At 44.2% G+C, this 16,475-nt stretch carries 13 protein-coding genes; 2 read left to right on the forward strand and 11 right to left on the reverse strand.

Translation table 11 applies throughout. The features are described from left to right. Window positions 1–46: 46 nt before the first annotated feature. Window positions 47–958 (forward strand): D-2-hydroxyacid dehydrogenase, encoded by a 912-nt coding sequence (locus CZ809_RS16835; RefSeq protein WP_080158712.1) that lies wholly within the window; start codon window positions 47–49, stop codon window positions 956–958. 201 nt (window positions 959–1,159) lie between these two features. Here the strand turns inward: CZ809_RS16835 and hemE are convergent, their stop codons facing one another. Then, window positions 1,160–2,227, reverse strand: a complete 1,068-nt coding sequence (hemE, locus tag CZ809_RS16840) for a uroporphyrinogen decarboxylase (RefSeq protein ID WP_080158713.1) — start codon at window positions 2,225–2,227, stop codon at window positions 1,160–1,162. An 84-nt stretch (window positions 2,228–2,311) separates the two neighbouring features. After that, window positions 2,312–3,088 (reverse strand): NAD(+) diphosphatase, encoded by a 777-nt coding sequence (gene nudC / locus CZ809_RS16845; protein ID WP_080158714.1) that lies wholly within the window; start codon window positions 3,086–3,088, stop codon window positions 2,312–2,314. Between the two features lie 149 nt (window positions 3,089–3,237). On the opposite strand from nudC, the gene CZ809_RS16850 reads away from it, so the two are divergent. After that, on the forward strand, window positions 3,238–3,717 hold the full coding sequence (locus CZ809_RS16850; RefSeq protein WP_080158715.1) for an Rsd/AlgQ family anti-sigma factor: 480 nt from the start codon (window positions 3,238–3,240) through the stop codon (window positions 3,715–3,717). A 290-nt stretch (window positions 3,718–4,007) separates the two neighbouring features. Here CZ809_RS16850 and rpoC read toward each other — a convergent pair whose 3' ends face one another. The 9 genes from rpoC to CZ809_RS16895 form a co-directional block, all read right to left on the reverse strand. Continuing rightward, window positions 4,008–8,225, reverse strand: a complete 4,218-nt coding sequence (rpoC, locus tag CZ809_RS16855; RefSeq protein ID WP_080158716.1) for a DNA-directed RNA polymerase subunit beta' — start codon at window positions 8,223–8,225, stop codon at window positions 4,008–4,010. 101 nt (window positions 8,226–8,326) lie between these two features. Beyond that, window positions 8,327–12,352: a DNA-directed RNA polymerase subunit beta gene (gene rpoB, locus CZ809_RS16860; RefSeq protein WP_080158717.1), complete on the reverse strand. Its 4,026-nt coding sequence runs from the start codon at window positions 12,350–12,352 to the stop codon at window positions 8,327–8,329. Window positions 12,353–12,581: 229 nt separating this feature from the next. Further along, a complete protein-coding gene (rplL, locus tag CZ809_RS16865; RefSeq protein WP_065168453.1) occupies window positions 12,582–12,947 on the reverse strand; it encodes a 50S ribosomal protein L7/L12 in 366 nt (121 codons plus the stop codon). Window positions 12,948–13,006: 59 nt separating this feature from the next. Then, a complete protein-coding gene (gene rplJ / locus CZ809_RS16870) occupies window positions 13,007–13,501 on the reverse strand; it encodes a 50S ribosomal protein L10 (RefSeq protein ID WP_036788959.1) in 495 nt (164 codons plus the stop codon). A gap of 251 nt (window positions 13,502–13,752) precedes the next feature. After that, window positions 13,753–14,457: a 50S ribosomal protein L1 gene (gene rplA, locus CZ809_RS16875; protein ID WP_080158718.1), complete on the reverse strand. Its 705-nt coding sequence runs from the start codon at window positions 14,455–14,457 to the stop codon at window positions 13,753–13,755. A 4-nt stretch (window positions 14,458–14,461) separates the two neighbouring features. Continuing rightward, window positions 14,462–14,890 carry a 50S ribosomal protein L11 gene (gene rplK / locus CZ809_RS16880; protein WP_080158719.1) on the reverse strand — a complete coding sequence of 143 codons (429 nt, stop codon included), beginning with the start codon at window positions 14,888–14,890 and terminating at the stop codon, window positions 14,462–14,464. Window positions 14,891–15,015: 125 nt separating this feature from the next. After that, window positions 15,016–15,561: a transcription termination/antitermination protein NusG gene (nusG, locus tag CZ809_RS16885; protein WP_045038844.1), complete on the reverse strand. Its 546-nt coding sequence runs from the start codon at window positions 15,559–15,561 to the stop codon at window positions 15,016–15,018. An 11-nt stretch (window positions 15,562–15,572) separates the two neighbouring features. After that, on the reverse strand, window positions 15,573–15,950 hold the full coding sequence (gene secE, locus CZ809_RS16890; RefSeq protein WP_080158720.1) for a preprotein translocase subunit SecE: 378 nt from the start codon (window positions 15,948–15,950) through the stop codon (window positions 15,573–15,575). A gap of 242 nt (window positions 15,951–16,192) precedes the next feature. Then, the coding region (locus CZ809_RS16895) for an EF-Tu C-terminal domain-related protein (protein WP_486875499.1) at window positions 16,193–16,475 on the reverse strand (283 nt) is incomplete at its 5' end.

Raw genomic sequence — 16,475 nt, forward strand, 5'->3', positions numbered from 1 at the left:
TTAGGTTGAAGTTTACTTGATAAACGAAAGCTACAAAAGGAAAAGCATGATCAAAGTTAAGATCGTCTCTCGGCAACAGCAACGTTATGTACAATTGCTGACTAACGCACAGCTACCTCTGTTGAAAATAACAGAAGATCCGCAACAAGCCACCGTATTGCTTGCAGATCCTCCATTGATAGCCCCCCATTTAGCAAAATATCCACATCTACAATGGCTACAATCCACTTATGCCGGTATTGATGCGCTGATTAAACCCGAGATTAGACAAAATTATCAACTGACTAATATTCGCGGGATCTTTGGTCCGTTGATCGCCGAATATATTTTAGGCCATATTCTCAACCACCAGCGTCATTTTCATCAATATAAAGTGCAACAACAGCAATCACATTGGCAATCACATCCTTATCAATCCATGGTAGGTAAAACCATGGTGATTATCGGCACAGGCACTATTGGGCAACACTTAGCAAAGGTTGGAACAGTACTTGGCTGCCATATCATTGGTGTAAACCGTAATGGTATCGCTGCCAGCGCTGATTTTCAGCAAACCTATGCTATTACCGACTTAAACACCGCTCTGACTCAAGCCGATTATGTCATTTCAGTTTTACCCGCAACCGCTGACACCGATGATCTTTTTGATCAAGATAGCTTTAGTTGTTGCAAAAATGCGCTATTTTTCAATGTCGGTCGAGGTAATGCTGTTAATGAACAAGCACTAATAATGGCACTTGAGCAACAATATATTGCTCATGCCTTCATTGATGTATTCAAAACAGAGCCGCTTATACCAAATCACCCTTTTTGGCTCCACCCAAAGATCACCATTACGCCGCACATTGCAGCAGAAAGCTTTCCAGAACAAGTATTTACTATTTTTAAAGCTAACTACTTCCGTTTTCAACAACAGCAAAAACTTAACTATCTTATTGATTTTAAAAGAGGTTATTAATAGATTAGACCACTAACTATTAATACTATCAGTAGTTCACATTTCACTAACAACAACGATCCTAGTAAGATCCTACTTAACCTGCAGTGGTTTTTGAAGCGCCCATAAAATAATGACGAAAAAAAACCACACCGAGATGGCGTGGTTTTTTATCAACCTAGGCTTCAATACACCTTTTACAGCGTATTTCTAAAGCCATGGTTATTTATGGTATGGCTTTGATAGCTCATGTACAGCATCAACAAACACACCCGCATTTTCAGGCGGCACATCAAGATGAATACCATGGCCTAAGTTAAATACGTGACCAGTACCCGCATCACCAAAGCCTTCTAAGATAGTCGCGACTTCTTGGCGAATACGTTCAGGCTGAGCATAAAGAACCGATGGATCCATATTACCCTGAAGGGCAACTTTATCACCAACACGACGTTTAGCATCATGAATATCAATCGTCCAATCTAAGCCAATTGCATCACAACCCGTCGCGGCAATTTGCTCAAGCCACATGCCACCATTTTTAGTAAATAGCGTCACAGGTACACGGCGACCATCATTCTCACGAATTAAACCATCGACAATTTTATGCATGTAACGTAATGAGAATTCATTGTAATCGCGAGGGGTTAATACACCGCCCCACGTATCAAATACCATTACCGCTTGCGCACCAGCTTTGATTTGAGCATTTAAATACTCAATCACACTATCAGCCAATTTATCTAGCAATAAATGTAATGTTTGCGGCTCAGCGTACATCATCTTTTTGATCTTAGTGAAAGCTTTAGAACTACCACCTTCAACCATATATGTCGCTAGTGTCCATGGACTACCAGAGAAACCAATCAATGGCACTTCACCTTGCAAATCATGACGAATTTGGCGTACTGCATTCATCACATATTGCAATTCGCCTTCAGGATCAGGAATACCAATGCGTTCAACATCAGCTTTGCAGGTAATTGGGTGACTAAATTTAGGGCCTTCACCAGCTTCAAAATATAATCCCAATCCCATTGCATCAGGAATAGTTAAAATATCAGAAAATAAAATTGCCGCATCCAATGGAAAACGTTTCAAAGGCTGAAGGGTAACTTCACTGGCTAATTCAGCATTTTTACATAGCGACATGAAGTCACCAGCAACACCGCGTGTTGCACGATACTCAGGTAAGTAACGTCCAGCCTGACGCATCATCCATACAGGTGTGCAATCTACAGGCTGCTTTAGCAACGCACGTAGGTAGCGGTCATTCTTTAATTCGCTCATTTGAGACTCCACGGGTTAATTCTGGGTCATATTGTAGCACTCATTAATCTTAACAACCGAGTGCAATTATTTATCCCGCTTTGATTAATGCGTATCGTTTCCATCATTAATCATCAAAGCAGTATCAATAAGTCGTCGTGCAATGGTTCCCGCCGGGGCTATTTCAGGTAATTGATCTGCGGTTGCCCATATGGCATCGGTTAATTCTTCATAATCAGGTTTGATCTCGCCACCAGCATAATCTGCAATAAACCCCAACATCAAATTGGATGGAAATGCCCACGGCTGACTATCAAAATAACGAATATTGTTAACCGTTATCCCTGTTTCTTCTAGCACTTCACGAGCAACACATTGTTCTGCAGTTTCACCCGGTTCAATAAATCCCGCAATCACAGTATACATACCGGTTTTATGGCGTGGATGTTGAGCCAATAGTAATTGGCTACCTTTGCGTACAGCGACAATGATACAAGGTGACACTCGAGGATAATGCACGCTATTACAACTTGAGCACTGCATTGCCAGTACATTGGCGTCTAATTGCAACATGTGACCACAATGACAACAGAAACGCTGACTGTGCTGCATATACGCTAATTGTATCGCTCTTCCCGCCAAAGCAAATAACGTACTATCACCTGCCAGTAAGCATCTTAAATTAAAGAAATCAGCCTCATCAAAACCACTTTCTTCAACTAACCAATACACAGGTATTGCATTAAAATACCCCACAATACGTTTACTTACAGTACTACAAACAAGCTGCTCACTTGAACATAAAGGCAAACCCCCTTTTTGTAACAATAACTTGCCATTTCTAATCACACACCAATAAGCAATATTCTCATTTTTTAACATTTTTATTACTTTCATCCTTGCAGCGACGTAAATTTACTGGCAATCTAATCTTGAAACGGAATATTTATCCGAAACCATATCTCTTATATCAAGAGCCGGATCGCACAAGCATCGACATTAAGATGCTGATAGATCATGAGGATGTGCTCATGCTTAGTAAATTTGAACAAGTTAAAAAAGAATGGGGCGGCCATAACGATGTTATTGATCAATGGCTAATGATGCGTCAGCAACTTCTGATCGATTACTGTAAGCTAATCGGCATCACACCCAATGATGAAAATCGTCACCTACCTACCGCGTCCAAATTATGTTTGTTTAGCGAAGATCTCGTTGATTATATTTCAGCGGGTCACTTCAAGATTTACGATAACGTAATGGCACGCTGGCATCAAACAGGCTTTTCACCCACAGAAGAAATGTCTGCCCTCTATGCAAAAATCACCCTAACAACCGAACCATTATTAAACTTCAATGACCGCTATGGCGCCATCAATGATAATGATTCATTAAATACCCTTGATGATGATTTATCACAGCTTGGTGAATTAATGGAATCTCGCTTTGCGCTAGAAGATAAGTTAATTGAATTAATCAGTGATAGCCTTGCTTGTCCTCCTGGTGCTTAACCACCAGCCCCCATAGCAACATCACTCATTATTGTGGCAGTGACCTTGCTGCCACCTATTCCTCGCATCTCGCATCTCGCACCTCGCACCTCGCACCTCGCACCTCGCACCTCGCACCTCGCACCTCGCACCTCGCACCTCGCACCTCACACCTCGCACCTCGCACCTCGCACCTCGCACCTCGGGACCATTTTCCCCACTTTCTAACTCAACCCCAAACTAAACCTTAAATCGCAGCCAATAAAAAAGGCACCCCGAAGGATGCCTTTTAGAATCAGTCACGATAAGAATTAATTCTCGTCGTTAAGACCTGCATTCAATAGTGCCGCTAAGTCTTGAGAGGCTTGCTCTGCATCAACTTGTGGTGCTACTGGCTCCAGTTCAACATTACGTTGATTCTGACGACGTTGGTGGTAAGAGAAACCAGTACCCGCAGGGATCAAACGACCCACGATTACGTTTTCTTTCAGACCACGAAGCTCATCACGCTTACCAGAAACAGCTGCTTCTGTTAGTACGCGCGTAGTTTCCTGGAACGATGCTGCTGAGATGAATGACTCAGTCGCAAGCGATGCTTTAGTGATACCAAGTAAGTCACGAGAGAAGCTTACTAGTGTCTTACCTTCAGCTTCTAGCTGACGGTTAGCAATCGTTACGCGAGAGAATTCAACTTGCTCGCCTTCTAGGAAATCAGAGTCACCAGCAACAGTGATAGTTACCTTACGTAGCATTTGACGAATGATAGTCTCGATGTGCTTATCATTAATCTTAACGCCTTGTAGACGGTAAACTTCCTGAACTTCGTTAACGATGTATTCTGCTACTGCGTGAACACCACGTAGACGTAGAATATCGTGCGGAGTTTCTGGACCATCGGCAATTACGTCACCCTTCTCAACTTTTTCACCTTCGAAAACGTTAAGTTGGCGATGCTTCAGGATCATCTCTTCGTACGGTTGACCTTCACTTGGAGTGATGATCAAGCGACGCTTACCTTTAGTTTCTTTACCGAATGATACTGCACCGGTAATTTCTGCCAAGATAGCGGGTTCTTTAGGCTTACGAGCTTCAAACAAGTCAGCAACGCGTGGTAGACCACCCGTGATATCCTTGTTACCGCTAGATTTTTGCGGAATACGAGATAACGTATCACCGATGCCAACCATAGCGCCATCGTCAAGCTGAACAATCGCCTTACCCGGTAGGAAGTATTGAGCTGGCATCTCAGTACCAGGGATCATTACATCGTTACCATCTGCATCAACAAGTTTGATAGCTGGACGCATATCTTTACCTGCTGCTGGACGTGCTGCTGGATCAGTTACTTCGCTTGAAGATAGACCTGTTAGATCATCTGTTTGACGAGAAACTGTTACGCCATCAATCATATCAACGAACTGGATACGACCAGCCACTTCAGTGATGATTGGCATGGTGTGAGCTTCCCAGTTTGCTACTGTTTCACCAGCAACAACCTCGGCGCCATCACCTTTAGTTAGCAACGTACCGTAAGACAGTTTGTAGTTCTCTTTCGTACGACCAAGCTTATCAATGATGCTTAGCTCAGATGCACGAGAAGTAATTACAAGCTTACCAGCGTTGTTAGTTACGAACTTCGCATTGTGCAGTTTCATAGAACCCGTAGTTTTCACTACGATCTTATTATCTGCAGCTGCTGCTGATGCCGCACCACCGATGTGGAACGTACGCATTGTTAGCTGTGTACCAGGTTCACCGATAGACTGCGCTGCAACAACACCTACTGCTTCACCTGAGTTGATCAGGTGACCACGAGCAAGGTCACGACCGTAACAGAACTTACAACAACCGAAGTCGTTTTCACACGTTACAACAGAACGTACTTTAACTTGGTCAACAGAGTTCGCTTCTAGAATCTCACACCACTTCTCATCAAGAAGTGTATTACGTGGTGCTAGAACTTCTTCTGTACCAGGAATAAAGACATCTTCAGCAACAACACGACCAAGAACACGATCGCCTAGTTGTTCCTTAACATCACCACCCTCGATAAGAGGCATCATGGTGATACCAGCGTGAGTACCACAGTCATCTGCTGTGATTACCACGTCTTGCGCAACGTCTACTAGACGACGCGTTAGGTAACCTGAGTTCGCTGTCTTAAGTGCGGTATCCGCAAGACCCTTACGAGCACCGTGTGTAGAGATAAAGTACTGGAGTACGTTTAGACCTTCACGGAAGTTCGCAGTGATCGGCGTTTCGATGATTGAGCCATCCGGCTTAGCCATCAGACCACGCATACCCGCCAACTGACGAATCTGTGCAGCAGAACCACGCGCACCAGAATCGGCCATCATGTATACACTGTTGAACGATTTCTGTTGTTCTTCAACGCCGTCACGGTTAATAACGGTATCAAAAGACAAGTTATCCATCATCGCTTTAGCAACTTGTTCGTTGGCTGTAGCCCAGATATCGATAACTTTGTTGTAACGTTCACCAGCAGTCACAAGACCTGACTGGAACTGCTCTTGAATTTCAGCAACTTCTGCTTCAGCTTCAGCGATCTTAGTGTACTTAGCCGCAGGTACAACCATATCGTCGATACCAACAGACACACCAGAAAGTGCAGCGTAAGCAAAACCTGTGTACATAATTTGGTCAGCAAAGATAACAGTATCTTTCATGCCCAACTTACGGTAACAAGTGTTAAGAAGCTTAGAAATTTGCTTCTTACCAAGTGCTTCAGTGTTAACAAGACTAAATGGCAAACCTTTAGGAACGATAGGCCATAGCATTGCACGACCAACAGTAGTATCAACTAAGCCAGTATTCTCGACAAAGTTACCCTGCTCATCTTTCACAAATTCAGTGATACGTACTTTAACGCGAGCGTGAAGCTCTGCAGTCTTAGTACGGTATGCTTTCTCAGCTTCCGCTGGTCCAGCAAGGTACATGCCTTCACCTTTCGCGTTGATACGATCACGCGTCATGTAGTAAAGACCCAATACAACGTCCTGAGAAGGTACGATGATCGGATCACCAGATGCTGGTGAAAGGATGTTGTTGGTAGACATCATTAGAGCACGTGCTTCAAGCTGTGCTTCAAGAGTCAATGGCAAGTGAACCGCCATCTGGTCACCATCGAAGTCGGCGTTGTATGCCGCACAAACTAGTGGGTGAAGCTGAATCGCTTTACCTTCGATTAGTGTTGGTTCAAATGCCTGAATACCTAGACGGTGCAATGTTGGTGCACGGTTAAGCATTACTGGGTGCTCACGAATAACTTCGTCTAGGATATCCCAAACGATCGCTTCTTCGCGCTCAACCATCTTCTTAGCAGCTTTGATAGTAGTCGCAAGACCACGAGTCTCTAGCTTGCCATAGATGAATGGCTTAAATAGCTCTAGTGCCATCTTCTTAGGAAGACCACACTGGTGCAAGCGTAGGTATGGACCTACTGTGATAACAGAACGACCTGAGTAGTCAACACGCTTACCAAGCAAGTTCTGACGGAAACGACCCTGCTTACCTTTGATCATGTCAGCCAAAGATTTCAGAGGACGCTTGTTAGAGCCTGTGATAGCGCGGCCACGACGACCGTTATCTAGCAATGCATCAACAGATTCCTGCAGCATACGCTTTTCGTTACGTACGATGATATCAGGAGCAGCCAGGTCAAGTAGACGCTTCAGACGGTTGTTACGGTTAATAACACGACGGTAAAGATCGTTAAGATCTGAAGTCGCGAAACGGCCGCCGTCTAGTGGTACCAACGGACGAAGATCCGGCGGTAATACTGGCAGTACAGACAGGATCATCCACTCAGGGTTGTTTCCAGACTGTAGGAATGCTTCAACCAATTTAAGACGCTTGGTTAATTTCTTACGCTTGGTTTCAGAGTTAGTTTCTTCTAGCTCTTCACGCATGTTTTCGATTTCAGCATTTAGGTCCATGTTGCCTAAAAGTGCTTTAACCGCTTCTGCGCCCATCTTCGCGTCGAACTCGTCGCCCCACTCTTCAAGTGCATCCAAGTACTGCTCTTCAGAAAGCAGCTGGCTACGCTCAAGGTTGGTCATACCAGGTTCGATAACTACGTATGATTCAAAGTAAAGTACACGTTCGATATCACGTAGAGGCATGTCCATTAACAGACCGATACGAGATGGTAGTGACTTTAAGAACCAGATGTGGGCAACAGGTGAAGCAAGCTCAATGTGACCCATACGCTCACGGCGTACTTTAGTCTGAGTAACTTCAACACCACATTTTTCACAAATCACACCACGGTGCTTCAAGCGCTTGTACTTGCCACAAAGACACTCGTAGTCTTTTACCGGGCCAAAGATACGTGCACAGAAAAGACCGTCACGCTCAGGCTTGAAGGTACGATAGTTGATTGTTTCTGGCTTTTTAACTTCACCAAAAGACCATGAACGAATCATGTCAGGTGAAGCTAGACCGATTTTGATAGCATCAAATTCTTCGGTCTTATGTTGTGCTTTCAGAAACTTAAGTAAGTCTTTCACATTCGGCTCCTGTGAGGAGTTGACCCATAAAGGCGCCAGGACTACTGGCGCCTTCATATTTATACCGGAGTAACTAATAAGTATAGGTGACTAACCTAATCTTATTCGTCTTCCAGCTCGATGTTGATACCCAACGAGCGGATTTCTTTCAACAATACGTTGAATGATTCCGGCATACCAGGTTCCATACGATGATCACCGTCAACGATGTTTTTATACATCTTCGTACGGCCGTTAACGTCATCTGACTTAACGGTTAGCATTTCTTGAAGGGTGTAAGCTGCGCCATATGCTTCAAGCGCCCATACTTCCATCTCACCGAAACGCTGACCACCGAACTGAGCTTTACCACCCAGCGGCTGCTGAGTAACAAGGCTGTAAGAACCGGTAGAACGGGCGTGCATCTTGTCATCAACCAAGTGGTTCAGTTTAAGCATGTACATGTAACCAACAGTTACAGGACGCTCAAATGCATCACCAGTACGGCCATCAAACAACTTCAGCTGACCAGACGTTGGTAGATCACCTAACTGTAGCAATTCTTTAATTGATGATTCAGGTGCGCCATCAAATACAGGAGTTGCAATAGGTAGACCTTTACGAAGGTTTTGTACAAGTGTACGTACTTCGTCGTCTGATAGTTCAGCAATGTCAACCTTCTGGCGAGTATCACCAAGATTGTAAACACGTTGTAGGAAGTTACGGAACTTATGTAACTCCTGCTGTTCTTTCAGCATGTCGTTAAGTTTGTCACCGATACCTTTCGCCGCAAGACCTAAGTGAGTCTCGAGGATCTGACCGATGTTCATACGTGACGGTACACCCAATGGGTTTAGTACGATATCAACAGTCTGACCTTTTTCATCGTAAGGCATGTCTTCAACAGGGTTGATCTTAGAGATTACACCCTTGTTACCGTGACGACCTGCCATCTTATCACCAGGTTGAATGCGACGACGAACAGCTAGGTATACTTTAACAATCTTAAGTACGCCAGGTGCTAGGTCATCACCCTGAGTGATTTTACGACGTTTAGTTTCAAACTTCTTATCGAACTCAGCTTTCAGTTCATCATACTGTTCTGCAAGCTGTTCCAATTGGTTTTGTAAAGTTTCGTCGTCAAGCGTTTGTGCAAACAACGTATCGCGGTTCATTGAAGAAATCTTATCTTCGCCGTAACCTGCAGATAGTAGAAGCGTACGAACACGAGCAAGAAGACCACCCTCAAGGATCTGGAATTCTTCTGTGATATCTTTCTTCGCTTCTTTCAGCTGCATCTCTTCAATTTCAAGAGCACGCTTGTCTTTCTCAACGCCATCACGAGTAAATACTTGTACGTCAATGATCGTACCAGTAACACTACCAGGAACACGTAGAGATGAGTCTTTAACGTCAGAAGCTTTTTCACCGAAGATAGCTCGTAGAAGCTTCTCTTCAGGCGTCAGTTGTGTTTCACCTTTAGGGGTTACTTTACCAACTAGGATGTCGCCACCCTTCACTTCTGCACCGATGTAAACGATACCTGATTCGTCCAACTTAGAAAGCGCTGCTTCACCCACGTTAGGGATGTCGGCAGTGATTTCTTCAGAACCCAACTTCGTATCACGTGCCACACAAGAAAGCTCTTGAATGTGGATAGTAGTGAAACGATCTTCCTGAACTACACGCTCAGAAACTAAGATGGAGTCTTCGAAGTTGTAACCGTTCCAAGGCATGAACGCGATACGCATGTTTTGACCAAGCGCAAGCTCACCAAGGTCTGTTGAAGGACCATCAGCAAGAACATCACCACGTGCTACTGGCTCGCCAGGTAGTACAGTTGGACGCTGGTTAATACATGTGTTCTGGTTAGAACGGGTGTACTTAGTCAAGTTGTAGATATCGATACCTGCTTCACCAGGAATCAATTCGTCTTCGTTAACTTTGATAACGATACGAGAAGCATCTACAGACTGAACTTGGCCGCCACGTTTAGCAACAGCAGTTACACCAGAATCAACACCGATTTGACGCTCGATACCAGTACCAACTAACGGCTTATCAGCACGGATAGTAGGTACAGCCTGACGTTGCATGTTCGCACCCATAAGGGCACGGTTAGCATCATCGTGTTCTAGGAACGGGATTAGGGATGCCGCCACAGATACAACCTGGTTGGTTGCAACGTCCATGTATTGAACATGGTCACGTGGGTGCAGACCTGAATCGCCTTTCTGACGAGCAGTGATCAATTCGTCAGCAAAAGAACCATCTTCGTTAAGCGCGGCGTTTGCCTGTGCAATAACGTATAGGCCTTCTTCAATTGCTGATAAGTATTCGATGTGATCCGAAACTTTTCCGTCTACAACTTTACGGTAAGGTGTTTCCAAGAAACCGTAAGGGTTACAACGCGCAAATACAGATAGCGAGTTGATTAGACCGATGTTTGGACCTTCAGGAGTTTCGATAGGACATAGACGACCGTAGTGAGTCGCGTGTACGTCTCGAACCTCAAAGCCAGCACGTTCACGAGTCAGACCACCTGGACCAAGCGCCGAGATACGACGTTTGTGAGTAACTTCTGACAACGGGTTGTTCTGGTCCATAAACTGTGACAATTGAGAAGAGCCAAAGAACTCTTTCACTGCCGCAGAAATAGGCTTCGCGTTGATTAAGTCTTGAGGCATGATTGCATCAAGATCGCCTAAACTTAGACGCTCTTTAACAGCACGCTCAACACGAACTAGACCTACACGGAATTGGTTTTCAGCCATTTCGCCCACAGAGCGAATACGACGGTTACCAAGGTGGTCGATATCATCAACCTCGCCTTTACCGTTACGGATATCGATCAACTTCTTCATCACTTCAATGATGTCGTCGTTGCTCAGGATACCAGGACCAGTTATTTCTTCACGAAGAAGAGAACTGTTGAACTTCATACGACCAACAGCAGAAAGATCGTAACGATCTTCTGAGAAGAACAAGCTTTCAAATAATTGATCAGCTGCTTCGCGTGTTGGTGGCTCGCCAGGGCGCATCATACGGTAGATTTCTACCAATGCACTTAGACGATCAGTACTGTTATCAACACGTAGTGTCTCTGACATGTACGGGCCATGGTCTAAATCGTTCGTAAATAGAACTTGAATAGACTTGTGACCAGCCTGAGATAGAAGTGCTAATGCTTCCAAGCTTAATTCTTGGTTAGCCGTAACAATCAGTTCGCCAGTTTCTTCGTTGATGTAATCACGTGCAGCGATTTTACCAACGATATATTCAACAGGTACTTCGATACTATCAATACCATCTTTCGCCAATTGACGAATATGACGAGCAGTGATACGACGACCTTGCTCTACGTAAACAGTACCGTTCGCTTCAATATCAAAGCTTGCAGTTTCGCCACGTAGACGATCAGGTACTAGCTCCATAACTAGAGATTTGCCGCGTACTTCGAAATTAATCTTATCGAAGAACATGTCAAGAATCTGTTCAGTTGTGTAGCTAAGTGCGCGAAGGATAATAGACGCAGGTAATTTACGACGACGGTCGATACGTACGAAAAGATTATCCTTAGGATCGAACTCGAAATCCAACCATGAACCACGGTAAGGGATAACACGAGCGTTATATAACACTTTACCTGAGGAGTGGGTTTTACCCTTATCGCTGTCAAAGAATACACCAGGACTACGGTGCAGCTGAGATACGATAACCCTCTCGGTACCGTTAATAACGAATGTACCGTTATCTGTCATGAGCGGAATTTCGCCCATGTAAACTTCTTGTTCTTTAATGTCTTTTACGGTGCCAGCCGGCGCATCTCGATCATACATGACCAGACGTAGCTTCACGCGTAGTGGAGCAGAATAAGTTACGCCACGAATTTGACATTCTTTGACATCGAAGACCGGCTCACCGAGACGATAGCTAACGTATTGCAGCTCGGAATTGCCATTATAGCTCTGGATTGGAAAAACAGAGCGAAAGGCAGCTTCTAGACCGTAATGCCCTTCTGGATCCTGCTCGATAAATTTTTGGAAAGAATCAAGCTGGATCGATAGCAAGTATGGTGCATCCAACACTTGTGGACGCTTACCAAAATCCTTACGGATACGCTTTTTCTCGGTATAAGAGTAAACCATAGGTTCCTCAGATCGCTGATAAGTGATCCAAACTACCCCATATCACATGCGGGGGTAGTGACTAATCGTTGTTTTTATAGTAGGAATATTCTAATGAAACTAGAATATTTTTTACGCAGACAGTGGATACAAAACAAGGTAAAAATACCACCGGTCTATAGCGCAAAAAGGCCGGTGGCATTTTTGCCACCAGCCAATAGCCATAAAAGGCTATGAAATCAAATAATAATTATTTAACTTCAACAGAAGCACCAGCTTCTTCTAATTGAGCTTTAAGAGCTTCAGCTTCAGCTTTATCTACGCCTTCTTTAACAGCAGCAGGAGCGCCGTCAACTACAGCTTTAGCTTCTTTAAGACCAAGACCAGTTGCGCCACGTACAGCTTTGATAACTTGTACTTTGTTAGCGCCAGCAGCTGTTAGGATTACGTCAAATTCAGTTTGCTCTTCAGCTGCGTCTGCAGCTGCGCCGCCTGCAACTACTGCAGCAGCAGCAGTAACACCGAATTTCTCTTCCATAGCTTCGATAAGCTCAACAACTTGCATTACAGACATTTCTGCAACTGCGTCTAGGATTTGCTCGTTAGTGATAGACATAACAATTCTCTTTTAAAGTCAACAATAAGTATAAATAGTAATCAGATAAAGCGCGGCAATTAAGCTGCAGCTTCTTCTTTCTGATCACGTACAGCCGCGATAGTACGTACAAGTTTACCAGCAGACGCTTCTTTCATGCACATCATTAGGCGTGCGATAGCTTCGTCGTAAGTTGGTAGAGTTGCTAGTACATCAGCGTTGGCAATAGCGCCTTCGAATGCAGCAGCTTTGATCTCGAAGCTTTTATTCTCTTTAGCGAAGTCTTTGAAAAGACGCGCTGCAGCACCTGGGTGCTCATTAGAGAAGCCGATTAGTGAAGGACCAACGAAAACGTCTTGTAGACATTCGAAGTTAGTACCTTCAACTGCACGACGTGCTAATGTGTTACGAACAACTCTTAGGTAAACACCAGCTTCACGAGCTTGTTTACGTAGAGTTGTCATTGCACACACACTAACACCGCGAGAGTCAGCAACAACTGCAGACAGGGCACCATTGGCAGCTTCGTTGACTTCAGCAACAATTGCTTTTTTGTCTTGAAGATTTAATGCCATTGGATTTGCTCCTGGATAATTTCTGGGTAACCCCAGTATTTACACCACTCACTGCCGGTTGACAGGAGAGTTTTACGGCGCAGATCCAAAAAAGACTTACATCAATCATGTTCTGGCACCGTCTACGTAGGTAAATTAAGTTCCGAAAAACACCTACGGTCTTTGACGGAGGTTAATTGAAAACAATCAACCTCAGCCACGAATTCGGAAGCGACAAATTATACACTAACTTATCGCTTCTGCAAATTAGTTTACGCTACGTTAGCTTTCAGAGAGTTCTGATCTAACGCTACACCTGCACCCATAGTGGTAGAGATGCTTACTTTCTTAATGAAAGTACCTTTCGCTGAAGACGGCTTAGCGCGCTTCAGTGCAACTAGAAGAGATTCTAAGTTCTCTTGTAGTTGAGCGGCATCAAAGTTCACCTTACCGATAGTAGTGTGAATGATACCATTTTTGTCGTTACGGTAACGAACCTGACCAGCTTTAGCATTTTTAACTGCTTCAGCAACGTTAGGAGTTACAGTACCAACTTTAGGGTTTGGCATAAGACCACGTGGACCAAGAATGGTACCAAGTTGACCTACAACGCGCATTGCATCAGGAGATGCGATAACAACGTCAAAGTTCATTTCGCCTTTCTTAACAAGAGCAGCTAGATCTTCCATACCTACAAGCTCAGCGCCAGCTTCTTTAGCAGCTTCAGCGTTTGCGCCTTGTGTAAATACAGCAACACGGATGTCACGGCCAGTACCGTTAGGTAGTACAGTTGCACCACGAACGTTTTGGTCTGATTTACGTGCATCGATGCCAAGGTTAACAGCAACGTCAACACTTTCAACGAATTTAGCAGTAGCTAGTTCTTTAAGAAGAGCAACAGCCTCTGTGATGTCGTATTCACGAGTAGCATCTACTTTGTCGCGGATAACGCGCATGCGCTTAGTCAGTTTAGCCATTATCTTAACCCTCTACCACTAGGCCCATTGAACGAGCAGTACCAGCAATTGAACGCTTCATAGCTTCAATGTCAGCACCAGTCATGTCTGCAGCTTTAGTCTCAGCGATCTCTTGGATCTGAGCTTCAGTTACAGTACCCACTTTGTCAGTGTTCGGACGGCCAGAACCAGACTTAAGACCAGCAGCTTTAAGCAGAAGAACTGCAGCAGGTGGTGTCTTAGTGATGAACGTGAAAGAACGGTCACTGTAAACAGTGATAACAACTGGAGTCGGAAGACCTTTCTCTACTGAGTCAGTCTTAGCGTTAAACGCCTTACAGAATTCCATGATGTTTACACCATGTTGACCAAGAGCTGGACCAACTGGTGGACTTGGATTCGCTGCACCAGCTGCAACTTGCAGCTTAATGTAAGCTTCTACTTTTTTAGCCATTGCTATATACCTAATTTTGGGTTCAAACGTCTATTTTTAAACAAATAGACTCCCCGTCTAACGAAAGGGCGCGAAATTATAGCCTAATTCCACGCCCCTGACAATACGAGTTGAACAGAATTTGATCAGTTCTTTTCGATTTGACCGAACTCTAATTCTACCGGTGTTGCACGACCAAAAATTGATACAGAAACCTTAACACGGCTCTTATCATAGTCAACTGATTCAATCGTACCATTAAAGTCAGCAAATGGACCATCAGTCACACGTACCACTTCACCAGGCTCAAATACTGTTTTATGTACTGGAGACTCACTAGCTTGTTGTAAACGGTTTAAGATCGCATCGGCTTCTTTATCAGAAATCGGAGCTGGACGATCAGAAGTACCGCCAATGAACCCCATTACACGCGGGATACTACGTACAAGGTGCCATGTTTCATCGTTCATCACCATTTGTACAAGCACATAGCCAGGGAAGAACTTACGTTCACTCTTACGGCGTTGACCTGCACGCATTTCTACCACTTCTTCCGTCGGTACTAAAACCTCGTCAAAGTGCTCTTCCATACCATGAATTTTGATATGTTCACGTAGTGATTGCGCTACACGGCCTTCAAAACCTGAAAATGCCTGTACTACATACCAACGTTTCTTTGGAGCTTCGATCATGAATTCTTACCTCACGCGCCAGTAACTAGGCGCACTAAACGGACCATAATGCCATCAATACCCCAAAGGGCTAATGCCATTACGACAGTGACTGCTAGAACAATAAAGGTTGTCTGCGTAGCTTCCTGACGAGTAGGCCACACTACTTTGCGGACTTCCATGCGTGATTCACGTGCAAACGTAATCACGGATTTACCTTTAGCTGTTAATGCAGCAAAAATACCAGCAATAACCACAAGGGCTACTACGGCAGAAGAGCGCAGAACAACAGAAACATCACTGTATAGGTAATTACCAACCACAGCAGCAGCTAGCAAAGCAAAAACCACGACCCATTTCAGGCCATCCATTTTGCTTTCGCTTTCTTGGTTTTCGGCATTTGCTTTCATACAACCAACCTGTAACTAGTCTTAATCATCTAGACGAAAATGACCCCGCAGGGCGAGGTCAGGATGAAGGAAAAGGTCTAAGCCTTTAATAACATTATTAAAAACTTCATCTTTACGAAATTTCACTTCTACACTTTGAACAAAAAACACGCAGTTTCAAGTTGAAGTGTAGAAAAAGGGCATCAAATGATGCCCTTTTTAGTGCTCTATCGTCAAATTTAATTCAACGATATTAGCGTAACTTATGCAACGATAGTTGCAACAACACCAGCACCAACTGTACGACCACCTTCACGGATAGCAAAACGTAGACCTTCATCCATCGCGATAGGTGCGATTAGAGTAACAGTCATAGAGATGTTATCACCAGGCATTACCATTTCAACGCCTTCTGGTAGCTCGATAGTACCAGTTACGTCAGTTGTACGGAAGTAGAACTGTGGACGGTAACCTTTGAAGAAAGGAGTGTGACGACCGCCTTCATCTTTAGAAAGAACATAGATTTCTGAAGTGAAAGTAGTGTGT

Origin of the sequence: Photobacterium piscicola (assembly GCF_900166965.1) — a bacterium.
In the GTDB taxonomy this organism is placed as follows: Bacteria; Pseudomonadota; Gammaproteobacteria; order Enterobacterales; family Vibrionaceae; genus Photobacterium; species Photobacterium piscicola.